Origin of the sequence: Mesorhizobium sp. L-2-11, assembly GCF_016756595.1 — a bacterium.
Taxonomy (GTDB): domain Bacteria; phylum Pseudomonadota; class Alphaproteobacteria; order Rhizobiales; family Rhizobiaceae; genus Mesorhizobium.
On the sequence record NZ_AP023257.1, the window covers coordinates 317781 to 339969 of the forward strand.

Consider the following 22189-nt stretch of genomic DNA (forward strand, 5'->3'; position numbering starts at 1 on the left):
TGGCCCATGACGCATCGGCAGCGGCTCCATCATGTGGCCGCATGAAGACCATCACTGAATTTCCCCGCAAAGTCATCGAATTTCCGGACATGGGGATCGTCATGCCGGATGGCTGCCGGCTGTCGGCGCGGGTATGGATGCCGGCTGATGCTGCCGACGATCCAGTGCCGGCGATCCTCGAGCATCTACCCTACCGCAAGCGCGACGGCACCATCTTTCGCGACCAGCTGACGCATCCCTATTTCGCCGGTCACGGCTACGCCTCGATCCGCGTCGACATGCGCGGCAATGGCGATTCCGAAGGGCTGATGGACGACGAATATTCCGAGCAGGAACTGCAGGACGCTTGCGACGTGATCGCCTGGGCGGCTGACCAGCCCTGGTGCAACGGCAATGTCGGCATGATGGGCATCTCCTGGGGCGGCTTCAACTGCCTGCAGACAGCATCCAAGCGGCCGCCGGCGCTGAAGGCGGTGATCAGCCTGTGCTCGACCGTCGACCGCTATGCCGACGACATTCACTACAAGGGCGGCTGCCTGCTTATCGAGAATTTCGGCTGGGCTTCGACCATGCTGTCCTATTCGTCGCGGCCGCCGGATCCGCTGCTGGCCGGCGACAACAGATGGCGCGACCTGTGGCTGACCCGGCTGGAGAACCAGCCCTTCCTGGCGCCGCTGTGGCTGAAGCATCAGCACCGCGATGCCTATTGGAAACGCGGCTCGATCTGCGAGAACTATTCCGCCATCCAAGCCGCCGTGCTGTCGATCGGCGGCTGGCATGACGGCTATCGCAACACCATTTCCCATCTCGTCGCCAATATCGAGGCGCCGGTCAAAGGCATCGTCGGCCCGTGGATCCACAAATACCCGCACTATGCCGCACCCGAACCGCGCGTCGGCTTCCTGCAGGAGGCGTTGCGCTGGTGGGACCGCTGGCTGAAGGGCGTCGACACCGGCGTCGAGGCCGACCCCGCCTACCGCGCCTATGTCATGGACAGCGTGCGCCCCGCGCGCTGGCATTCCGAACGGCCGGGCCGCTGGGTCGCCGAACCGGTGTGGCCATCGCCTGATATCAAGACACAGGAAGTCGAACTGATCGCAGAAGGCAGCAAGCCTGCTATGGTCGCTTCGCCGCAAAGCTGCGGCCTTGCCGGTGGCGAATATTTTCCCTTCACCTTCGGACCGGAATTGCCCGGCGACCAGCGCCCCGACGATGCGCTGTCGGTTTGCTTCGACCAGCCGGTGCTGACCGAGGCGATCGACATTGTCGGTGCACCGGAGGTGTCGGTCAGGGTTTCGTCGGACCGGCCGCAAGCGAACATTGCCATCCGGCTGTGCGACGTGCATCCCGACGGAGCGTCCGAGTTGATCTCCTACGGCGTGCTCAACCTGACGCACCGCAATTCGCACGAATTTCCCGAAGCGCTGGTGCCGGGTGAAGCCGTCAACGCCCGGGTCGTGCTCGACCAATGTGCCTATCGCGTACCATCAGGCCACCGGCTGCGTATTGCCGTTTCGAACGCCTACTGGCCGATGATCTGGCCCTCGCCTGAGCCGGTCCGGCTCGACCTGTCGGCGGCAACGCTGAAGCTGCCGCTGCGGCCGCTGGCGCAAGCTGACGAAGTCACATTCCCCAGGCCGGAGGCAGCCGCGCCGTGGGCGACGGAGACGATCCGCGCCGCCAATTCCGAGCGTCATGTCAATTGCGATGAAAAGACCGGAATGATCACGCTTTCCATTGTCGACGATTTCGGCGAGGTGCGTGATCTGGAGCATGGCCTCGCCAATGGCAGCATCGCGCGAGAGACATGGACGATCCACCCCGACGATCCGTTATCGGCCTCGGGCAAGACGCATTGGACCCAGACGCTGTCGCGAAATGGATGGTCGGTGCGCACCGAATCGTCAGCCGAAATGCGGTCCGACGCGCAAAGCTTCATGGTCCACGCCAGAATCGAAGCCTATGAAGGCGAGAAACTGGTTTTCGAGCGTAATTTCGAGGAGAGCATTCCGCGCAATCTGCTTTGAGCGCTTATTCGGATTGGTCCAATTGCGACGTACGATTTACGCCACGGCATGTCGCATTCGGTCTTGCTTACGGGGTTCCCTTGCGGTCATTATTCTCCTCACAAGAAACCATAAAAAACGACCACAAGGTCGAACCAACAGAGTGAGGAACTCAACATGTCGAACGAACTGGAATTTCTTAGCCGGCGCGTCGCATCCGGCAAACTGAGCCGTCGTGATTTTCTCGGCCGGGCGGCAGCGCTCGGTGTCACCGCGACCTTCGCCAACTCGCTGCTTTCAAGCGCGACGCGCGCCGCGGGTCCGGTCAAGGGCGGCACGCTGAAGGCCGGCCTGGTCGGCGGCGAGTCCACCAACAGCCTCGATCCGGCCCTGTTCATGACCCAGGTGCCGTTCGCCTTCGGCAAGATGTGGGGCGAACTGATCGTCGAGCTTTCGCCGGAAGGCACCCTCGAGAACCGCATCGCCGAGGAGATCGGCTCGTCGGACGACGCCAAGGTGTGGACGCTGAAGATCCGCGACGGCGTCGAATTCCACAATGGCAAGACGGTGACCGCCGAGGACGTGGCTGCCACCCTCGAACGGCATTCGGACGAGAAGTCGAAGTCGGGCGCGCTCGGCTACATGAAGGGCATCGAGAGCATCAAGGCCAGCGGCAAGGAAGTCGTGCTGACGCTGAAGGAGGCCAATGCCGACCTGCCCTATCTGCTCAGCGACTACCATCTGATCGTCCAGCCGAACGGCGGCAAGGACAAGGCCGATGCCGGCATCGGCGCCGGGCCCTACAAGGTCACCACCAACGAGCCCGGCGTGCGCCATGGCGGCGAGCGCTTCGCCAATTACTGGCAGGGCGACAAGATGGGCCATGCCGACCAGATCGAGATCATTGTCATCAACGACGCCACGGCGCGCACCTCGGCCCTGCAAGGCGGTCAGGTCAACATGATCAACCGCGTCGAGCCGAAGATCGTCGACCTGATCAAGCGTCTGCCCGGCGTCACCATCCGCAACCATGCCGGCCCTGGCCACTACGTCTTCATCATGCACTGCAACACGGCGCCGTTCGACAACAACGATCTCAGGATGGCGCTGAAGCTGGCGATCGACCGCGAGGAGATGCTCGACAAGGTTCTCAGAGGCTATGGTTCGCTCGGCAACGACTTCCCGATCAATGCGTCCTATCCGCTGTTCACTGAGATCGAACAGCGCAAGTATGATCCCGACAAGGCCAAGTTCCATTACAAGAAGTCGGGCCACGACGGCGCCGTCCTGCTCAGGACCTCGGACGTTGCCTTCCCCGGCGCCGTCGACGCCTCCCAGCTCTTCCAGCAGAGCGCCGCCAAGGCCGGTATTCAGATCGAGCTCAAGCGTGAACCGGGCGACGGCTACTGGAACGAAGTCTGGAACAAGCAGCCCTTCTGCGCCTCCTACTGGGGTGGCCGCTCGACCCAGGACCAGATGTATTCGACCGCTTACCTGTCGAGCGCCGACTGGAACGACACGCGTTTCAAGCGTCCGGATTTCGACAAGATGGTGCTGGCGGCCCGCGCCGAGCTCGACGAGACCAAGCGCAAGGCGATGTACCACGACATGGCTGTCCTTGTGCGCGACGAGGGCGGCCTGATCCTGCCGATGTTCAACCAGTTCATCGACGCGACGGGCGCCAAGGTCGCCGGCTGGGTCGACGATCCGCATCAGGAACTGATGAACGGGTACGCTCTGGCAAAGTGCTGGCTCGAAGCCTGAGCCTGGCCTTGCGGATATGTCCTCACCCATCATGAAACTGGTGGCCCAGCGCATTGCGCTGGGCATCCTCCTGCTGTTGGCCGTATCGGTCCTGATCTTCGCCGGCACCCAGATTCTGCCCGGCGACGTCGCCCAAGCTATTCTCGGGCAGTCGGCGACACCGGAGTCGCTCGCCAATCTGCGCGAGCAGCTCGGCCTCAACGATCCGGCCTTTATCCGCTATTTCCGCTGGCTCGGCGGCGTCGTGACCGGCGATCTCGGCACCGCCATGTCGAGCGGGCAGGATATTGCGGCGTCGATCAAGGGGCGGTTGTGGAACACGCTGTTCCTCGCTTTCTGGGCGGCGGTCGTGGCCGTGCCGCTGGCGATCGTCCTCGGCCTGATCGCAGTGCGTTACCGCAATGGCTGGGTCGACAAGCTGATCTCCGGACTGGCGCTTGCCTCGACCTCGTTTCCCGAATTCTTCATCGGCTACGTTCTGGTCTATTTCTTCGCCGTGAAATACCAGATCTTCCCCGGCATCTCGACAGTCTATGACGGAATGCCTTTCGGCGAGCGCGTGCAGGCGATCATGCTGCCGGCGGCGGCACTGACGCTGGTGGTGCTCGCCCACATGATGCGGATGACGCGCGCCGCGATCCTCAATGTTATGCAATCGGCGTATGTGGAAACCGCCGAGCTCAAGGGGCTTTCGGCATTCGCCGTCATCCGCAGGCATGCCTTTCCCAATGCGATTGCGCCGATCATCAACGTCGTCATGCTCAACCTCGCCTATCTCATCGTCGGCGTCGTCGTGGTCGAAGTGATCTTCGTCTATCCGGGCATGGGCCAATATCTCGTCGACCACGTCACCAAGCGCGACGTGCCGGTGGTGCAGGCGGTCGGCCTGATCTTCGCCGCCGTCTACATCAGCTTGAACATCATTGCGGACATAGCGGCGATCGTCGCCAATCCGCGTCTCAGACATCCGAAATAGGGGAGCGGGCATGCTCGACATAAAACGCATCCCCATCCCTGCGCTGATCGGCCTGCTGCTGACGGCGCTGTTCGTGCTGGCAGCGATCTTCGCGCCCTGGATCGCGCCGTACGGCAATGGGGAGATCGTCGGCGATGTCTGGGGACCGATGTCGGCGACACATTGGCTGGGCACCGATAATCTCGGCCGCGACCTTCTTTCGCGGATGATTTACGGCGCCCGCGTCACGCTGTTCATCGCCGTGCTGGCCACCGCGCTGTCGTTCTCGCTCGGCGCCATCCTCGGCTTCTCGGCGGCGGTCTTCGGCGGCTGGTTCGACACGCTGCTGTCACGTCTCGTCGACCTCCTGATGTCGATCCCGACGCTGATCATGGGCCTCGTCGTGCTCTCGGTGCTGCCGACCAATCTGGTGACGCTGATCCTGGTCATGGGCATCCTCGACTCGACCCGCGTCTACCGCCTGTCGCGAGCGGTCGCCGTCGACATCAACGTCATGGATTTCGTCGAGGCGGCCAAGCTGCGCGGCGAAGGCAGCGTGTGGATCATCTTCCGCGAGATCCTGCCCAATGCATTGTCGCCGCTGGTTTCGGAACTCGGCCTGCGCTTCATCTATGCCGTGCTGTTCCTGTCGACGCTGTCGTTCCTTGGTCTCGGCGTGCAGCCGCCTAGCGCCGACTGGGGCGGCATGGTCAAGGAAAACAAGGACGGCATCGTCTTCGGCATCGCGGCGGCGCTCATCCCCGCGGCGGCGATAGCCATGCTGGCGATTTCCGTCAACCTTGTCGCCGACTGGGTGCTCAACCGCACGACAAGCCTGAAGGGAGGGCGCGGGTGATGGCTGACCAGCGAGCAAAGTCGGTGCTGCTCGATATCCGTAATCTGCGCATCGAGGCGACAGTGTTTCCGCCGGGCGAGGCGCCGAAAAACATCGTGCTGGTCCACGACGTCTCGCTGACGCTCGAGAAAGGCAAAGTGCTCGGCCTGATCGGCGAGTCCGGCGCCGGCAAGTCGACCATCGGCCTGGCGTCGATGGGCTATGGCCGCGGCGGCGTGCGCATCACCGGCGGCGAAGTCATCCTCAACGGCCGCGACATCCTGAAGGGCGGCAAGGAGGGCTTTCGCAAGCTGCGTGGCCGCGAGGTCTGCTATGTCGCGCAATCGGCTGCCGCCGCCTTCAACCCGGCGCACAGGCTGATGGACCAAGTGGTCGAGGCGACGCTGCTGCATGGGACGGCGACACGGGGTGCGGCCGAAAAACGCGCCATCGCGCTGTTCAAGAAGCTCAGCCTGCCGAACCCCGAAAGCATCGGCGAGCGCTTTCCGCACCAAGTGTCAGGCGGCCAGCTGCAGCGTGTGATGACGGCAATGGCGCTGTGCTCCGAGCCCGACCTGATCGTCTTCGACGAGCCGACCACGGCACTCGACGTGACGACGCAGATCGACGTGCTGGCGGCGATCAAGGACGCCATCCGCGACACGCATGTCGCGGCGCTGTACATCACGCACGACCTTGCCGTCGTCGCCCAGGTGTCGGACGAAATCATGGTGCTGCGCCACGGCCGGCTGGTCGAATGGGGCGGCACCCGCCAGATCATCAAGGAACCGCGCCAGGAATACACCAATGCGCTGGTCTCGGTGCATGAGATCGAGCACCAGGAGCAGAAGCCTGGCACGACGCCGTTCCTGTCGGTCAAGAACATCACCGCCGCCTATGGCCGCAGCCATATCAAGGTGCTGAAGAACGTCTCGGTCGACATCTATCCGGGCCAGACGCTGGCGGTGGTCGGCGAGTCCGGCTCGGGCAAGTCGACGCTGGCCCGCGCCATCACCGGCCTGTTGCCGCCCGAACAAGGCACAGTCACCTTCGACGGGCGGCCGCTCGCCAACCGGCTTGCCGACCGGCCCAAGGAGGATCTGCGCCAGTTGCAGATGATCTACCAGATGGCCGACGTGGCGATGAACCCGCGCCAGACCGTCGGCACCATCGTCGGCCGGCCGCTCGAATTCTATTTTGGTCTGCGCGGCCGCGAGCGCGACAGGCGCGTCGCCGAGTTGCTCGACAAGATCGAAATGGGCAAGGGCTTTGTCGACCGCTACCCGGCCGAGCTTTCCGGGGGCCAGAAGCAGCGCGTCTGCATCGCCCGTTCGCTTGCCGCCAAGCCGAAGCTGATCATCTGCGACGAGGTTACCTCGGCGCTCGACCCGCTGGTGGCCAACGGCATCCTGAAGCTGCTGCTCGAGCTGCAGAAGGAGGAGAACGTCGCCTATCTGTTCATCACCCACGACCTCGCGACGGTGAAGTCGATCGCCGATTCGATCGCGGTGATGTATCGCGGCGAGGTGGTGCGCTACGGCGCCAAGAGCCAGGTGCTGGCGCCGCCGTTCGATGCCTATACCGACCTTCTCTTGTCCTCGGTCCCCGAAATGGAGATCGGCTGGCTGGAAAAGGCGATCAAGGGACGGCGCATGGCCAGCGCCGGCAATTAGACACCCCGGTGGCGCCTCGGCTTGCCGAGGGCAGCGCGAACGCTCGGCGTGAACAGCGAGCGCTGGCGCCGCCCCTCATCCCGCTGCCCGGACCTTCTTCCCGTATAGGGACAGGGAGAAGGAGATCTCTGGCAACACCGTCGCTCTTCGGCTAGCTTTCAGAGAATTCCGGGCGGATAGCGGTGAACCTTTTTGGGCCGATCAGCGACAGAGCAGACAGGAGCCAGGCGGCTCGACCGGCCATGATGGCGGCCACGGAAACCGATCGCGCGCTTGTCGGCCGGGTCGCCAAAGGCGACCGTGCCGCCGTGCGGCTCCTGTTCATGCGCCACCACGCTCGAGTCTACCGCTTCGTGGTGCGCCAGACGGGATCGGAAATGATGGCCGACGATATCGCCAACGAGGTGTTTCTCGAACTCTGGCGCCAGGCGCCCGGCTTCGAGGGGCGCTCGGAAGTCTTGACGTGGCTGCTCGGCATCGCCCGCTTCAAGGCGCTGTCGTCGCTGCGCAAGAAAAGGGAAGACTGGATCGACGACGATGACGCGGCCCAGGTCGCCGACGGCGCCGACTCTCCGGAAGTCGTCACCATGAAGGAAGACAAGGGCGCAGCATTGCGACGCTTCGTCGATGCCTTGCCGGAAGAACACCGAACGGTGATCGACCTAGCCTACTACCACGGACAGTCGGTGACCGAGATCGGCGAGGTGCTCGGCATCCCGGTCGCCACCGTCAAGACCCGAATGTTCTACGCCCGCAAGAAACTCGGCGAGGCTCTCAAGGCCGCCGGTTACGACAGGGGGTGGCCATGAGCGCCGCTGAAAAGATGTCGCGCCGCGATGAAATGGAAACGCTGCTGCCGTTCTATCTGAATGGCTCGCTGGAAGGCGCGGAGCTCGAAGCCGTCGAGGAATGGCTGGCGACAGACCCGGCAGCGCTTGCCGCACTCGGCGAGGCCGAAGCCGAATTCTCCAGCACCGCTGCATCCAACGAAGCGATCCGTCCGCCGGCCGACGCGCTCAGCCGCTTCGCCCGGGCGCTCGACGCCGAGGCCGGTCCAGCGCGCGCGCCGGCGGCGTCGTCCTGGCTGGCGCAAGCGTGGGGCCGCTTCACGGCGGTGCCTGCCGGCGTCGCCTGGGCTGCGGCCGCGGCTCTGCTGGCGCTTGTGGTCGTACAGTCGTTTGAGCAGCCCGGCGGCATGGACAGCGATTTCGAAATTGCCGGCGAGCAAGGCGATCTGGCGAAAATGCCGTTCGCGCTGGTCACGTTCAAGCCGGACGCAAAGATGGCCGACATTGTCGCTTTTCTTGGCGAACACCAGCTGAAGATTGCCGGCGGCCCGACCGCCGACGGCGTCTTCCGCCTTGGCATTCCGGCGACGACCGCAGCCGACTATGACAAACTGCTCGGCCTGATTGCCGCCCAGCCGTTTGCCGAGGCTGTGGTCGAGGGAAGGAAACCGGTCGATGGCGGCTAGGGCGGTCATCCGCTTTGCGGCGCTGCTTGTAGCGGCGATGATGATCACTGCTGCGCCGGCCTTGGCGCAGACCAATGATCCGAACCTTACGCAGTCGGAAATCGACTGCCTCAACCGAGGAGCGACGGCGGCCGACTGCTTCGAGGACGACACACAGGATGCCAGCGGCGAAAGGCCAGGGGATAACAACGGCGAAAAGCCCGGCGCAGGCCCTGCCGTGACAAATGCGGTGTTTCTTCCCGCGCTGATCGTCGACCTGTTCCCTAATCCTGTCGGCGGCGGCCAGGCGCCGCTGCCGACGCCCGATCCGCGCCGCGATCCGGCCAGCGGTGCGTTGCCGCCGCCGGTACCGCCTGCCGGTGCGGCAGCGATACAGGCCGCTGCGGCGGGCGGCCCGATCGTTTCGCCCAGCGATCTCGTCGCGGCCGAGCCGCCGCGCGCCATCGTCGGTGATTTCGTGCCGGACGAGGTACTGGTGACGGTGGAGGGCGGCGCCGTCCAGCAGATCGCCGCCTCCTTTGGCCTCGCGGTGCGCTCGCAGCGCCAGTCTCAGTTGCTCGGCTCGACACTGGTGCGCTTCGGCATTCCCGACGGCCGCCCGGTCGGCGTCGTGCTGGCGCAGCTTGCCGCCGACGGCCGCACTTTGCGGCGCGAGGCCAACCATATCTACTCGCTGCAGCAGGCAGCCACCATCGTCAACTATGCCTTCGAGCGCATCGCGCTCGATGCGAAAGAGGCGAGCGGCGAGAACGTGCGCATCGCCGTCGTCGACACTGCCATCGACGACACCAATCCGGCACTCTCCGGCGTCATCGCCGATCAGTTCAACGCCATGCCCGACGTGCCGATCGAGGCGCGCGATCACGGCACCTCGATCGACGGCCTGATCGCCGGCGTCGGCGCGCTCAAAGGCATGGCGCCGGGCGCCAGGATCTACCACGCCCGCGCCTTCGAGGGCGGCAAGTCGACCATGGACGTCATCCTGGCGGCGCTCGACTGGGCGGCGGAGCAGGATGTCCGCATCATCAATATGAGCTTCGTCGGCCCGAAGAACGACCTGCTCGGCGTCGCCTGCCGCAATGCTCGGGCTTTGGGCATCGTGCTGGTCGCCGCCGCCGGCAACAACGGGCCGAAGGCGCCCTACGGCTACCCGGCCGCCTTCGACGGCGTCATCGCGGTGACCGCCACCGATGCCAGGGACGGGCTGATGCAGCAGGCCAATCGCGGCGCCTACGTCTTCCTCTCCGCACCCGGCGTCGAGATGGTAGCGCCGAGCGGCGCCGGTTCGGATGTCGTCACCGGCACCTCGTTTGCCGCAGCGATCGTCACCGGCGCGATCGCCAATCTGCTGAATGCGGCGCCCGACCGCTCCGCCGACTGGGTCGAGAAGGTGCTGGCCGCCACGGCAAGGGATCTTGGCCCCAAGGGCAGGGACAGTGATTTCGGCTATGGGCTGCTCAACATCAAGGCGGCCGCGACGGCGAAGGAATAAGTCACGGGGGCGAACCGCGACGACGCATTTCCCAGTACCCGCCAAGCCTTACGCAGGCGCTCCGGCGACCGATCCCCTGACCACCAGGTCGACCGGCCAGACCTCGCCGCGGGCGCCCTCTTCCAATCCGGAAATCCGCGCTGCCAGCCGCTCGGCGATGCGCGCGCCGGCCAGGCGGATCGACGAACGCGTCGTCGACAACGGCACCGAAAAATTCTCCGGCTTCAGCCATGGAAAAACGTCGTCGTGGGCGATCAGCGACAGGTCGCCCGGAATGGTCAGGCCGAGATCGCGCACCGCGCGCACGACGCCGAGCGCCATGATCAGGCTGGAGCAGGCGATCGCGGTCGGCGCATCGCTGCGCTCGAGCAGCCGTCTGGCGGCGCGGTAGCCGTTCTCCTCGGTCATGGCGAGCGAACAGACATCGCCATCGTCAAGCACCAGGCCGCTCGCCGCCAGCGCCCGGCGCACGCCGCGCTCGCGGTGGATGGCGAAGGTCTCGCGGCCGTCGCCGTTGATCAGCGCCAGCCGCCGGTGACCGAGCTGGACGAGCAGCCGTGCCGCCTCGTGGAAGGCGCCCTCATTGTCGATGTCGGTGAAAGGGTAGTCGAAATCGAGCCCTTCGCTGCGGCCATGAACGATAAAGGGAATGCCGAGCTTGCTGACCAGCGCCACCCGCCGGTCGGCCGGCCTCGGCGACGAGATATAGACGGCGTCGACCTGCCGGTTGGCGACGATACGCCGGTAGGTCGTCTCCTGGTCGTCGGCATCGGCGGGGGACAGCACCAGGTCGAGTTCGTGCGAACGGGCATAGTCGCCGAGACCGGACAGGAATTCGACGAAATGCGGGTCGATGTCGGCGGCCGCCCCGGTCGGCAAGACATAACCGATCATCCCGGTCTTGCCGGTAGCCAGCCGACGCGCGCTCGGGTTGGGGCGATAGCCGTGGCGCTTGGCGGCGTCGATCACCCGCCGGCGCGTTTCCTCGTTGACTTCCGGGTAGCCGTTCAGAGCGCGGCTTACCGTCGTCTGCGAAAGCGCCAGCATGTGGGAAAGCTGTTTGAGGTTCACCGGAGGCCTCCAAGCCTCAAAGCGCTTTAACTACGGGTGACCCGGCCCGCAACCGGCAGCACTCGTCAAGACAAAGACCATAAGCACCGTTTCCGAGCAGTTTGAAGAAAAATATGCTGCTGCAGCCCAAAAAAGCATGCTGCAGCGCAGTTTCTCGCTCTCTGTGTCAGCGCATTAAATCGATTGATCCTCCACCCTCTTGACTTGCGATCGATTCGATGGCGTGATCGAGTCCTCCAAAGCGCTTTGGAAGACTCTTCGAAAGGTTGCGGTTCCTTTCCGAGTGAGTCACAGTCCTGCGGCGTCGGCGGACGGAATGGAGGTTCCGTCCCATGTTTGTCACCACTGGGAGGGAATACCGATGAGGAAAATGCTTCTGCTGGGCGCCACTTCTGTCGCGCTCGCCTTGGGCGCACCGGCGCAGGCCGAACTGAAGTTCAAGCCGGGCGAAGACCCCCGCTTCAACTGGGCGAACTACGAAGAGCTCAAAAAAGTCGACCTCAAGGGCGAGACGCTGTCGATCTTCGGGCCATGGCGCGGCGAGGACGAGGGCCTCATCCGCACCGTTCTCGACTATTTCTCGGAAGCCACCGGCGCCGAGGTCAAATACTCATCGTCGGAAAATTACGAACAGCAGATCGTCATCGATACGCAAGCCGGCAGCCCGCCCAATATCGCCGTGCTGCCGCAGCCGGGCCTGATCCAGGATCTGGCGTCCAAGGGCCTGCTGACGCCGCTCGGCGACGACACCGCCAACTGGATCAAGGACAACTACGGCGCCGGCCAGTCGTGGGTCGATCTCGGCACCTTCAACGACAAGGACGGCAAGCCGGGCTTCTTCGCCTTCCCCTACAAGGCCGACGTGAAATCGCTGGTCTGGTACTCGCCGGACAATTTCGAAGAAGCCGACTACGAAGTGCCGAAGACGCAGGAAGAGCTCGCCGAGCTCGAAAAGCAGATCATCGCCGACGGCGGCACGCCATGGTGCATCGGGCTCGGTTCGGGCGGCGCCACCGGCTGGCCGGCGACCGACTGGGTCGAGGACATCATGCTGCGCACCCAGACGCCCGAGACCTACGACAAATGGGTGAAGAACGAGATTCCGTTCAACGACCCCGCGGTGGTCAACGCCATCGACATTTTCGGCAAGATCGCGACCGATGACAAGATGGTCGACGGCGGTGCCAAGGCGGTGGCGGCGACCGATTTTCGCGATAGCCCGAAGGGCCTGTTCTCGGTGCCGCCGAAATGCTATTTGCACCACCAGGCGTCGTTCATCCCGACCTTCTTCCCGGAAGGCACCGAGATCGGCCAGGACGCCGACTTCTTCTACTACCCACCTTACGCTGCCAAGCCCGACCTCGGCACCCCGGTGCTCGGCGCCGGCACGCTGGCCATGATCACCAAGGATAGCAAGAGTGCCCGCGCGTTCATCGAATTCCTGAAGATGCCACTCGCCCATGAGATCTGGATGGCCCAGGGCGGCTTCGTGACGCCGTTCAAGTCGGTCAACAAGGACGCCTATGCCAGCGACGCGCTGAAGAAGCAGGGCGAAATCCTTGCCGAAGCCTCGACCTTCCGCTTCGACGGGTCAGACCTGATGCCGGGCAAGATCGGCGCCGGCGCCTTCTGGACCGGCATGATCGATCTCGTCGGCGGCAAGTCCGCCCAGGATGTCGCCACCGACATCCAGAAGAGCTGGGACGCGATCAAGTAGGCGTCCCGACGAACGTCCGATCCTGCATGGATCCGGAACTTGGACCATGATCCCGAAAAGTGGAGACCGGTTTTCGGAAAAGATCATGGTCAAACAAGAAAATGGAATCCCATCCCGACTCTACCGGGATGGGATTCCAGGCCCGGATCCGACCGGTGGCCCACGCCGCAGCAATTTTTTATGAGCACATTCCGGCATGACGCGCGACCAGCAAGAGCAAACCCTGCCCTGCATCCGGTCGCGTTCCAAATAACTGAATCGGCCCATGTTCGCGTCGCCAAAAGCATGCTCGACGGGAGAAACATGCGCAGAGGGAGGGACCCGTGGCGGCTCAAATTTTCTCGGCCATATTTGTCATCGTCGTCGGCGTCGGCGGCTGCGTCGCCTATTTCTGGGGCGCCAACAAACTGGTGGACATCATCTTTCCGTCGCGCGGCGTCGCTGGTGCTGCGGCCATCGACAATCTGCGCCGGCAGGGGATGATCCGGCCGTGGCTGTTCGTCGGCCCGGCCATGATCATCCTCACCATCTACCTGATCTACCCGGTGGTGGAGACGCTCAGGCTGTCGTTCCTCGATCGCGGCGGCAACAATTTCGTCGGCCTCGCCAACTATGAATGGGCGTTCGGTGATCGCGAGTTCCGCAACGCCATCTTCAACAACATCATCTGGCTGGCGGTGGTGCCGGCCGCTTGCACATTCCTCGGGCTGATCATCGCCGTCCTCACCGACAAGATCTGGTGGGGCACCATCGCCAAGAGCCTGATCTTCCTGCCGCTGGCCATCTCCTTCGTCGGCGCCAGCGTCATCTGGAAATTCATCTACGAGTATCGGGGCGCCGGCCAGACGCAGATCGGCCTGCTCAACGCCATCATCCAGTATTTCGGCGGCCAGCCGCAGGTCTGGATATCGCTGCCGTTCTGGAACAATTTCTTCCTGATGATCATCCTGATCTGGATCCAGACCGGCTTTGCCATGGTCATCCTGTCCTCTGCCTTGCGAGGTATTCCCGAGGAGACGTTAGAGGCGGCCGTCATCGACGGCGCCAATCCGTTCCAGATCTTCTGGAAGATCATGGTGCCGCAGATCTGGGGCACGATTGCCGTCGTCTGGACCACCATCACCATCCTGGTGCTGAAGGTGTTCGACATCGTGCTGACGATGACCAACGGCCAATGGAACAGCCAGGTGCTGGCCAATCTGATGTTCGACTGGATGTTCCGCGGCGGCGGCGATTTTGGCCGCGGCGCCACCATCGCCATCATCATCATGATCGCGGTCATTCCGATCATGATCTGGAACATCCGCCAGGCCAACAAAGAGACGGGAGGACATTGAGATGGCTGTGGCGACCGGAAAGTCCTTTGCCAGCCGTTTCGGCGTCCATATCGCGGTCTTCATCTTCGTCGCGATCTGGACGATCCCGACGCTCGGCATTCTCGTCTCGTCGCTGCGCGACAAGGACCAGATCATCGCCTCGGGCTGGTGGAACTCGTTCGCCAGTTCCACCCAGACGGAAGCGGGCCGGCTGCCACCCGCCTCGGCGCAAGTCGAGAAGGACGGTAAGTTCGTCCTCGAGGGCAACATCTTCGGCGACGATCCGGCCCGCGACATCAGCGCCTTTGGCGTCAAGTCGTCGGCGCCGACGCAATACCCCGCCGGCACGACGGCCGATCTCGGCGACGGCGAAACCTTGCAGCTCAACGCCGATGGCAGCTTCATCATGACCTCGACCAAGCCGTTCGAGGGCGAGCGTGGGCAGCGCGTCTACTACGCCTCGTCGGCACCACCGAAATTCACCACGGACAATTACAATACGGTGCTGTTTTCGGAGGGCATCGGCCGCTCCTTCATGAATTCGCTGACCGTCACCATTCCGGCGACGGTCATCCCGATCCTGATCGCGGCGTTCGCCGCCTATGCGCTGGCCTGGATGCGCTTTCCCGGCCGGGCGTTGCTCATCGCGGTGATCATCGGGCTCTTGGTCGTGCCGCTGCAGATGTCGCTGATCCCGCTGCTGAAACTCTACAACGGCGTCGGCAGCTTCTTCGGCGTGCCGTCGAAAACCTATCTCGGCATCTGGCTGGCACATACCGGCTTCGGCCTGCCCTTCGCCATCTATCTGCTGAGAAGCTACATTGCCGGCCTGCCGCGCGAAATCATGGAATCGGCGCGCATCGACGGCGCCAGCGATTTCGAGATCTTCGTCAAGATCGTGCTGCCGCTGTCGTTCCCGGTGCTTGCCTCCTTCGCCATCTTCCAGTTCCTGTGGGTGTGGAACGACCTTTTGGTCGCGATGGTTTTCCTCGGCACCGAGGGCGACCAGATCGTGCTGACCGCCAAGCTCAACGCGCTGCTCGGCTCGCGCGGCGGCGACTGGGAGATCCTGACGACATCGGCCTTCATCACCATTGTCGTGCCGCTGATCGTGTTCTTCTCGCTGCAGCGCTATTTCGTCCGCGGGCTGCTCGCCGGCTCGGTGAAGGGAGGTTGAGATCATGCAATCCGCTGTGAAAGCGACGTTGAGCCCCGACACCGCCGTCAACCGCGACTGGTGGCGAGGTGCCGTGATCTACCAGATCTATCCGCGCAGCTATCAGGACTCGGATGGCGACGGCATCGGCGACCTCAGGGGCATCATCGGCAGGCTGCCCTATATCGCGGCGCTCGGGGTCGATGCCATCTGGATCTCGCCGTTCTTCAAGTCGCCGATGAAGGATTTCGGCTACGACGTGTCCGACTATTGCGACGTCGATCCGATGTTCGGGACGCTTGCCGATTTCGACGCCCTGACCGCCGAGGCGCACAGGCTCGGGCTCAAGGTGATGATCGACGAGGTGCTGTCGCATACCGCCGATGTCCATCCGTGGTTCAGGGAAAGCCGCTCGAGCCGCACCAATCCCAAGTCGGACTGGTATGTCTGGGCCGACGCCAAGCCCGACGGCACGCCGCCCAACAACTGGCTGTCGATCTTCGGCGGCTCGGCCTGGCAGTGGGACACCAGCCGCCAGCAATATTACCTGCATAATTTCCTGGCCGAGCAGCCCGATCTCAACTTCCATAGCCGCGCGGTCCAGGACGCGCTGCTCGATGTCACCCGCTTCTGGCTGGAGCGCGGCGTCGACGGTTTCCGCCTCGACACCATCAATTTCTACTTCCACAGCCAGGGCCTCGAGGACAATCCGCCGCTGCCGCCCGAACAGCGCAACGACCAGACCGCTCCTTCCGTCAACCCCTACAACTACCAGGACCATCTCTACGACAAGAGCCGCCCCGAGAACCTCGGCTTCCTCGAACGCTTCCGCGCTCTGCTCGACGAATATCCGGCGACGGCGGCGGTCGGCGAAGTCGGCGATTCGCAGCGCGGACTGGAGGTGGTGGCGGCCTATACCGCCGGCAGCAAGCGCGTCCACATGTGCTATTCATTCGACTTCCTGGCGCCCGAAAAGATCAGCGCGGCAAAGGTGCGTTCGGTGCTGGAAGCCTTTGGCGAGGTCGCCAGCGACGGCTGGTCGTGCTGGGCCTTCTGCAACCACGACGTGATGCGCACTGCCTCGCGCTGGGCAGCCGGCGAGGCCGACCAGACCGCTTATCTCAAGGTGATCTCGGCGCTGCTGATGTCGCTGCGCGGCTCGGTCTGCATCTATCAGGGCGAGGAGCTCGGTCTTGGCGAAGCGGAATTGCAATTCGAGGACCTGCAGGACCCCTACGGCATCCGGTTCTGGCCGGAATTCAAGGGCCGCGACGGCTGCCGCACGCCGATGGTCTGGAATGGCGCCGACAGCAATGGCGGCTTCTCCACGGCAAAGCCCTGGCTTCCCGTGCCCGCCAAGCACCTTTCGCAGGCGGTCGATGTGCAGCAGGGCGACGACAGCTCGCTGCTCGAACACTACCGGCGCTTTCTCGCTTTCCGCCGTCTGCATCCGGCGCTGGCCAAGGGCGACATCGAGTTCATCGAAAGCCAGGGCGATACGGTCGCCTTCACGCGCCGCGAGGGCAATGAGCAGATCGTCTGCGCCTTCAATCTCGGCAGCCGACCGGCCAAAGTCAATCTCGGCGGACGCTCGCTGCAGCCCTTGCCGGGGCACGGGTTTTCGGGACAGACTGACGCCGGCTCTATCCGCCTCGGCGGCTACGGCGCCTGGTTCGGTCGTATCGATTGAATTGGCAATTCACTGGAGGGAACCCATGGCCGATGTCACGCTAAGGCAAGTGAAGAAATCATACGGCAATCTCAACATTCTCCACGGCATCGACCTCGACATAAAGTCGGGCGAGTTCATCGTCTTCGTCGGCCCTTCTGGCTGTGGCAAGTCGACCTTGCTGCGGTCGATCGCCGGGCTTGAGGAAATCACCTCCGGCGAGCTCAAGATCGATGGCGAGGTGGTCAACGACGTGCCGCCGTCGAAGCGCGGCATCGCCATGGTGTTCCAGTCCTATGCGCTCTATCCTCACATGACCGTCTACGACAACATGGCTTTCTCGATGAAAATCGGCAAGGAGAGCAAGGCCGAGATCGACAAGCGGGTGCGCCAGGCGGCGGAAATCCTGCAGCTGACCAAATATCTCGACCGCCTGCCCAAGGCGATGTCGGGCGGCCAGCGCCAGCGCGTCGCCATCGGCCGCGCAATCGTACGCAACCCGAAAGTTTTCCTGTTCGACGAGCCGCTGTCGAATCTCGACGCGGCCCTGCGCGTCGCCACCCGCATCGAGATCGCCAAGCTCAAGGAATCGATGCCTGCTACGACGATGATCTACGTCACCCACGACCAGGTCGAGGCGATGACGCTGGCCGACCGCATCGTGGTGCTCAAGGAGGGCCATATCGAGCAGGTCGGCACGCCGATGGAGCTCTACAAGAGACCCGGCAATCTGTTCGTCGCCCAATTCATCGGCTCGCCGGCCATGAACATCCTGCCGGCGACGATCGACAAATCAGGCGACCCGACCATCGTCAGCCATGTCGGCGGCCGCAAGGCGACGGTGCCGATCGCCACGCCAGCCTCGGCGACGGGCGCTTCGGTGAGCTTCGGCGTGCGGCCGGAGGATCTGATGATCGCCACCGGCGCAGATTATCTTTTCGAGGGAACGGTGGACTATGTCGAGCAGCTCGGCGAGGTCCAGCTCGTCTATGTCGACATCGGCCGCGCCGACCTGCCGCTGGTGACCAAGCTGCCAGGCAATGTCGAGGTCAAGCGGGGTGCCGCGCTGCGGTTGAATGCCGATGCCGGCGACCTGCATATTTTCGACGCCGACGGACATTCATTCACGCTCCACAAAGCGGAAGCAAAGGCAGCCTGAGAGCGGCGGCCGAACTGATGAAAGTTTTTTTGGCGAGCCCTCAAACAAGAGCAGCGGGCAAGCCCGCCGCTCTTGTTCGTTCCGGTCGCTGTCAGCGGCCGAACAGGTTCCGGTCGCCGCCCTGCGGGGCGGACTTCTGTACGTCGCCCGACGAGTTGAGCAGCTTGTAGACCGGCGAGCCGGTATTGCGCACCGAAGACGTCTGCGTGTTGTCGACGTTGACGGTCGCCTGCTTGTTGATGTCGGTTCCGCCAACGTTGTCGTTGCGGGCATAGGCGCTGCCGGCAGCAATCAAAAAAGCGGCGGCGACAAGAACGATCTTCTTCATTTCAAAACTCCTGGATTTTCTTGATTCCACCAGCGCGGCGGGCAAATGCCGCCGCAGCTGTTTGTTTGACCATGCTCTTTGTTCGAAAACCGCGTTCCATTTTCGGGATCATTGCCTGGACGAACTGTTAGTTGTTGCCGAACAGGTTACGGTCGCTGCCGTGAACGGGCTTCTCGTCAGCCGGAACCGGGTTCTGCGCCGAAGCCGAATTCCGAGTCGAAGCCGTATACGAGTCGCTGTCGACCGCAGCGGCCGGCTGGTTGAGGCCGTCTGACCCATAATGGTCGCTGCCGGCAAAGGCGCTGCCGGTGATGGCCAGAGCGGCGACGGCAGCGAGAGCGATCTTTTTCATTTTTTGGTACTCCAGTATCTTAGTTTTCCGTCCGTCTAGCGGCGTGTCTTGGGAGGACGCGCGTTGTTCGGACAGCCCCAACGTGGGAAGGCCATTCGGCGGATTCCAATCACGAAGTTGTTCCGTGTGGACCAAGAATCTACACCTTGAAATTGTACCAGAGACATCCCCGAATTGATTTTATATCTTATTTTCAATCGCTTATGCCAAATTAGCCGTTCATGATTTGACGGATTGGCGGACCTGCGTTCACGGCGTGCTGCACGCATTGTCAACAGAAACGAACCGTTCGGTTCGATTTTAGAAGCGGCTAACAGTCACTTTTATAAACTGTTAACCTTCCTGGTTTCCGCCGCGGCTCGGATTGGATGTCACGGCAGCCGACAATGGCTGCCGACAAAAGTGAGGTTTCAGCCCTGCAGGTATAAACCTGTAGGTTTCGCCGGCGGTGTCGCGCCGCATGGATACGATGTCGCTTTCATGCCGACAGTCAGCCGGCCGGCATGATTAGATCGCGCCATCTCAGGTGCCGCTTGGTGACGACGAAGCGGAGAATTGGGAAGCCGGTCAGAACCCGGCGCTGCCCCCGCAACGGTGGTGGAGTTCAAGTCGCAACGGGAGACCACTGGGCCACAAGCCTGGGAAGGTGTCGCGATGGGTCCGCAAGGACACTCCAGAGCCCGGAAACCAGCCCGAGATTTTTAGACTCGACTGATCGCGGTGGGCGGTCAAGAGGTGGATGATGCATGTCCGGCCCTGTCGCCGGCGTGCAAGCGGTCCTCCCTCCATCACCACCAGTTCAGTCCTTACACGAGGACAGGACATGGACGCGCGCAACGACATGCTGAGGCTCTTGCACGGCCGCAGGCAAGGCTATTCGCTTGAGCAGCCCTTCTACACCGATCCAGATTTCTTCAAGCTCGACATGGAGCTGATCTGGTATCGCGACTGGCTGTTCATCGGCCACGATTGCGAGTTGCCGAAACCTGGCAGCTACATCACCGCCCAGATCGGCGACTATCCGCTCGTGCTGGTCCGCGACCAGCAAGGCAAGGTCAATGCCTTCCACAATTCCTGCCGGCATCGCGGCAGCCGTGTCTGCAATGCCGACAAGGGCACTGCGGCGAAGCTCGTCTGCCCGTATCACCAGTGGACCTACGAGCTGGACGGCCGTCTCTTGTTTGCTCGCCAGATGGCAGACGGCTTCGACAAGAGCCAGTTCAGTCTGAAGCCGGTGGCTTGCGAAAGCGTCGGCGGCTATATCTTCATCTGCCTGGCCAACGAGCCGGCGGACTTCGCGCCAATGCGCGCCATGATCGAGCCTTACCTCCTGCCCCACCGGCTGCGCGAGGCAAAAATCGCCTTCGAATCGACCATCGTCGAGAAGGGCAACTGGAAGCTCGTCTGGGAGAACAACCGCGAGTGCTACCATTGCGCCGGCAACCATCCGGAACTCTGCAAGACATTCCCGGAAGCGCCGACCGTGACCGGGGTGCAGGGTGCCGACAGCGATCCGGAAATGCTCGCGCACTGGGCGAAATGCGAGGCGGCAGGCCTGCCGAGCAAGTTCCGCATCGATCCGGCCGGGCAGTATCGCGCCACCCGCGCACCGCTGCTGCGCGACGCCGTCAGCTATACGATGACGGGAAGACGCGCGGTGAAGAAGCACCTTTCCGACAGCGTTTCGACCGACCGTATCGGCTCGCTGCTGCTCTATCACTATCCGACGACCTGGAACCATGTCCTCGGCGATCATGCCGTCACCTTCCGCGTGCTGCCGATCAGCGCCACGGAAACGGCCGTCACCACCAAATGGCTCGTCCACAAGGACGCGGTCGAGGGCGTCGATTACGACCTCGCCGAGCTTACCCATGTCTGGACCGAGACCAACGACCAGGACCGTCGCATCGTCGAGGAAAACGCCTTCGGCATACTGTCGCCGGCCTACGAGCCCGGCCCCTATTCGGAACTGCATGAGGGCGGCGTCATCCAGTTCGTCGAATGGTACGCCTCCTTCATCGGGCCGCGCCTTGCCGAGGACGGCCGTCCGGCGTTGCGCAGCGTCGCCTGAGCGGGATCAACGGGATGAATGCGATGACGGACCTTGGGCTCTACCGACATCTCGACGACATGGCGCCCTGGAACGACAGGCTCCAGGTGCTGGAAGTCATCGGCGTCAGCGACGAGGCGCCTGAGGTGAAGACCTTCACCTTCCGCTCTGACAACCAGACATGGTTCCGTTACAGACCGGGGCAGTTCGTGACGCTGGAACTGCCGACCACCGATGGCCCGTTGATGCGGACCTATACGCTGTCGTCCTCACCGTCGCGGCCGTTCTCGATCGCGGTGACGGTGAAAGCGCAGGCCGGCAGCTTCGGCACACGCTGGATGTTCGACAATCTGAAGCCCGGCGTTCACGTGAAGGCCTATGGGCCGGCGGGCGACTTTTCGCTGCACAGCCATCCCGCCGCCAAGTATCTGTTCATTTCGGCCGGTTCCGGCGTGACGCCGATGATGTCGATGCTGCGCTGGCTAAACGACTGCGCGCCATGGACCGATGTCGGCTTCGTCAACTGTGCACGAAAGCCCGAGGAGATCATCTTCCGCAAGGAGCTCGAGCTGCTCGGCAGCCGCATGCCTGGCCTGACGCTCGGTTTCATGATCGAGGAGCGGTCCAGCCGTGAGGGCTGGTTCGGCCATATGGGCCGGATCGACGCGATACGGCTGCCGCTGCTGGCACCCGATTTTCGCGAGCGCGAAATTTTCTGCTGCGGCCCCGACCCGTTCATGCGCGCCGTGCGGCAGATGCTGGAGGGGGCCGGCTTCGACATGGCCAACTATCATCAGGAAAGCTTTGCGGCCCCAAGGGTGGAGGAAATACCGGCCCCGTTCGGTTCGCCGGCAGAAGGTGGGCCGGCAGGGGGCGGGATCGAGGTACCTGTCGAGGCCGCAACGCCGATCCGCTTTTCGCTTTCGGATGTCGATGCCGACTGCGTTGCCGGCCAGACCGTGCTGCAGACGGCGCGCGCTTCGGGCGTACGAATTCCTGCAGCCTGCGAGTTCGGCCTGTGCGGAACCTGCAAGGTGAAAAAGATCTCGGGCACAGTCGAGATGAGCCACAATGGCGGCATCCTCGATCACGAGATCGACGACGGTTTTATTCTCGCCTGCTGTTCAAGGCCGCTGTCGGCGCTCGAAATTGAGGTCTGACAGGTGGGGGCG

The 22189-nt window shown here is 63.2% G+C and carries 18 protein-coding genes and 1 riboswitch; of the genes, 15 read left to right on the top strand and 3 right to left on the bottom strand.

Annotated features, from left to right (window positions below; all coding sequences use genetic code 11):
- The first annotated feature begins 41 nt into the window (after nt 1–41).
- The 8 genes from JG739_RS01455 to JG739_RS01490 all read left to right on the top strand — a co-directional run bounded on the left by JG739_RS01455 (nt 42) and on the right by JG739_RS01490 (nt 10199).
- The gene (locus JG739_RS01455) at nt 42–2027 is read left to right on the top strand and encodes a CocE/NonD family hydrolase (RefSeq protein WP_202364923.1); all 1986 of its coding nucleotides are present in this window, start codon (nt 42–44) and stop codon (nt 2025–2027) included.
- 156 nt (nt 2028–2183) lie between these two features.
- Nucleotides 2184–3770: an ABC transporter substrate-binding protein gene (locus JG739_RS01460; RefSeq protein WP_202364924.1), complete on the top strand. Its 1587-nt coding sequence runs from the start codon at nt 2184–2186 to the stop codon at nt 3768–3770.
- Between the two features lie 16 nt (nt 3771–3786).
- Nucleotides 3787–4746 (top strand): ABC transporter permease, encoded by a 960-nt coding sequence (locus JG739_RS01465; protein ID WP_202364925.1) that lies wholly within the window; start codon nt 3787–3789, stop codon nt 4744–4746.
- A gap of 10 nt (nt 4747–4756) precedes the next feature.
- Nucleotides 4757–5581, top strand: coding sequence for an ABC transporter permease (locus JG739_RS01470; protein ID WP_202364926.1), 825 nt, complete (start codon nt 4757–4759; stop codon nt 5579–5581).
- The gene (locus JG739_RS01475) at nt 5581–7233 is read left to right on the top strand and encodes an ABC transporter ATP-binding protein (RefSeq protein WP_202364927.1); all 1653 of its coding nucleotides are present in this window, start codon (nt 5581–5583) and stop codon (nt 7231–7233) included. Before JG739_RS01470 ends, JG739_RS01475 begins: the two co-directional genes overlap by 1 nt.
- Before the next feature lie 242 nt (nt 7234–7475).
- Nucleotides 7476–8042, top strand: a complete 567-nt coding sequence (locus JG739_RS01480) for a sigma-70 family RNA polymerase sigma factor (RefSeq protein WP_202364928.1) — start codon at nt 7476–7478, stop codon at nt 8040–8042.
- Nucleotides 8039–8707, top strand: a complete 669-nt coding sequence (locus JG739_RS01485; protein ID WP_202364929.1) for an anti-sigma factor — start codon at nt 8039–8041, stop codon at nt 8705–8707. The genes JG739_RS01480 and JG739_RS01485 overlap by 4 nt, the downstream gene beginning before the upstream one ends.
- Nucleotides 8697–10199: a S8 family serine peptidase gene (locus JG739_RS01490; RefSeq protein WP_202364930.1), complete on the top strand. Its 1503-nt coding sequence runs from the start codon at nt 8697–8699 to the stop codon at nt 10197–10199. Before JG739_RS01485 ends, JG739_RS01490 begins: the two co-directional genes overlap by 11 nt.
- Nucleotides 10200–10247: 48 nt before the next feature.
- Here the strand turns inward: JG739_RS01490 and JG739_RS01495 are convergent, their stop codons facing one another.
- Nucleotides 10248–11270, bottom strand: a complete 1023-nt coding sequence (locus JG739_RS01495) for a substrate-binding domain-containing protein (RefSeq protein ID WP_202364931.1) — start codon at nt 11268–11270, stop codon at nt 10248–10250.
- A gap of 361 nt (nt 11271–11631) precedes the next feature.
- Between JG739_RS01495 and JG739_RS01500 the strand changes: the two genes are divergently transcribed.
- From JG739_RS01500 to JG739_RS01520, 5 genes are all read left to right on the top strand, one after another.
- Nucleotides 11632–12987 carry an ABC transporter substrate-binding protein gene (locus tag JG739_RS01500; protein WP_202364932.1) on the top strand — a complete coding sequence of 452 codons (1356 nt, stop codon included), beginning with the start codon at nt 11632–11634 and terminating at the stop codon, nt 12985–12987.
- A 323-nt stretch (nt 12988–13310) separates the two neighbouring features.
- Nucleotides 13311–14324, top strand: coding sequence for a carbohydrate ABC transporter permease (locus JG739_RS01505; RefSeq protein WP_202364933.1), 1014 nt, complete (start codon nt 13311–13313; stop codon nt 14322–14324).
- 1 nt (nt 14325) lies between these two features.
- Nucleotides 14326–15480 (top strand): carbohydrate ABC transporter permease, encoded by a 1155-nt coding sequence (locus JG739_RS01510; protein WP_202364934.1) that lies wholly within the window; start codon nt 14326–14328, stop codon nt 15478–15480.
- A gap of 4 nt (nt 15481–15484) precedes the next feature.
- Nucleotides 15485–17149 carry a beta-galactosidase BglA gene (bglA, locus tag JG739_RS01515; RefSeq protein WP_202364935.1) on the top strand — a complete coding sequence of 555 codons (1665 nt, stop codon included), beginning with the start codon at nt 15485–15487 and terminating at the stop codon, nt 17147–17149.
- Between the two features lie 25 nt (nt 17150–17174).
- Nucleotides 17175–18287 carry an ABC transporter ATP-binding protein gene (locus JG739_RS01520; protein WP_202364936.1) on the top strand — a complete coding sequence of 371 codons (1113 nt, stop codon included), beginning with the start codon at nt 17175–17177 and terminating at the stop codon, nt 18285–18287.
- 91 nt (nt 18288–18378) lie between these two features.
- Here JG739_RS01520 and JG739_RS01525 read toward each other — a convergent pair whose 3' ends face one another.
- Entirely contained in the window at nt 18379–18615 is a 237-nt protein-coding gene (locus JG739_RS01525) for a DUF680 domain-containing protein (RefSeq protein WP_202364937.1), read from the bottom strand.
- Nucleotides 18616–18742: 127 nt separating this feature from the next.
- Complete coding sequence (locus tag JG739_RS01530) at nt 18743–18967, bottom strand: DUF680 domain-containing protein (protein ID WP_202364938.1); 225 nt, start codon at nt 18965–18967, stop codon at nt 18743–18745.
- Nucleotides 18968–19474: 507 nt separating this feature from the next.
- Nucleotides 19475–19677: riboswitch (cobalamin riboswitch) on the top strand.
- A 113-nt stretch (nt 19678–19790) separates the two neighbouring features.
- Between JG739_RS01530 and JG739_RS01535 the strand changes: the two genes are divergently transcribed.
- Both JG739_RS01535 and JG739_RS01540 read left to right on the top strand, forming a co-directional pair.
- Nucleotides 19791–21038 (top strand): aromatic ring-hydroxylating oxygenase subunit alpha, encoded by a 1248-nt coding sequence (locus tag JG739_RS01535; RefSeq protein WP_202364939.1) that lies wholly within the window; start codon nt 19791–19793, stop codon nt 21036–21038.
- 23 nt (nt 21039–21061) lie between these two features.
- Complete coding sequence (locus JG739_RS01540; RefSeq protein ID WP_202367297.1) at nt 21062–22177, top strand: hybrid-cluster NAD(P)-dependent oxidoreductase; 1116 nt, start codon at nt 21062–21064, stop codon at nt 22175–22177.
- Nucleotides 22178–22189: the final 12 nt, after the last annotated feature.

Excerpts from the sequence above, each read along its gene's own strand:
- JG739_RS01455 (WP_202364923.1), top strand. The coding sequence starts at position 42 with ATGAAGACCATCACTGAATTTCCCCGCAAAGTCATCGAATTTCCGGAC.
- JG739_RS01460 (WP_202364924.1), top strand. The coding sequence starts at position 2,184 with ATGTCGAACGAACTGGAATTTCTTAGCCGGCGCGTCGCATCCGGCAAA.
- JG739_RS01465 (WP_202364925.1), top strand. The coding sequence starts at position 3,787 with ATGTCCTCACCCATCATGAAACTGGTGGCCCAGCGCATTGCGCTGGGC.
- JG739_RS01470 (WP_202364926.1), top strand. The coding sequence starts at position 4,757 with ATGCTCGACATAAAACGCATCCCCATCCCTGCGCTGATCGGCCTGCTG.
- JG739_RS01475 (WP_202364927.1), top strand. The coding sequence starts at position 5,581 with ATGGCTGACCAGCGAGCAAAGTCGGTGCTGCTCGATATCCGTAATCTG.
- JG739_RS01480 (WP_202364928.1), top strand. The coding sequence starts at position 7,476 with ATGATGGCGGCCACGGAAACCGATCGCGCGCTTGTCGGCCGGGTCGCC.
- JG739_RS01485 (WP_202364929.1), top strand. The coding sequence starts at position 8,039 with ATGAGCGCCGCTGAAAAGATGTCGCGCCGCGATGAAATGGAAACGCTG.
- JG739_RS01490 (WP_202364930.1), top strand. The coding sequence starts at position 8,697 with ATGGCGGCTAGGGCGGTCATCCGCTTTGCGGCGCTGCTTGTAGCGGCG.
- JG739_RS01500 (WP_202364932.1), top strand. The coding sequence starts at position 11,632 with ATGAGGAAAATGCTTCTGCTGGGCGCCACTTCTGTCGCGCTCGCCTTG.
- JG739_RS01510 (WP_202364934.1), top strand. The coding sequence starts at position 14,326 with ATGGCTGTGGCGACCGGAAAGTCCTTTGCCAGCCGTTTCGGCGTCCAT.
- bglA (WP_202364935.1), top strand. The coding sequence starts at position 15,485 with ATGCAATCCGCTGTGAAAGCGACGTTGAGCCCCGACACCGCCGTCAAC.
- JG739_RS01520 (WP_202364936.1), top strand. The coding sequence starts at position 17,175 with ATGGCCGATGTCACGCTAAGGCAAGTGAAGAAATCATACGGCAATCTC.
- JG739_RS01525 (WP_202364937.1), bottom strand. The coding sequence starts at position 18,615 with ATGAAGAAGATCGTTCTTGTCGCCGCCGCTTTTTTGATTGCTGCCGGC.
- JG739_RS01530 (WP_202364938.1), bottom strand. The coding sequence starts at position 18,967 with ATGAAAAAGATCGCTCTCGCTGCCGTCGCCGCTCTGGCCATCACCGGC.
- JG739_RS01535 (WP_202364939.1), top strand. The coding sequence starts at position 19,791 with ATGGACGCGCGCAACGACATGCTGAGGCTCTTGCACGGCCGCAGGCAA.
- JG739_RS01540 (WP_202367297.1), top strand. The coding sequence starts at position 21,062 with ATGACGGACCTTGGGCTCTACCGACATCTCGACGACATGGCGCCCTGG.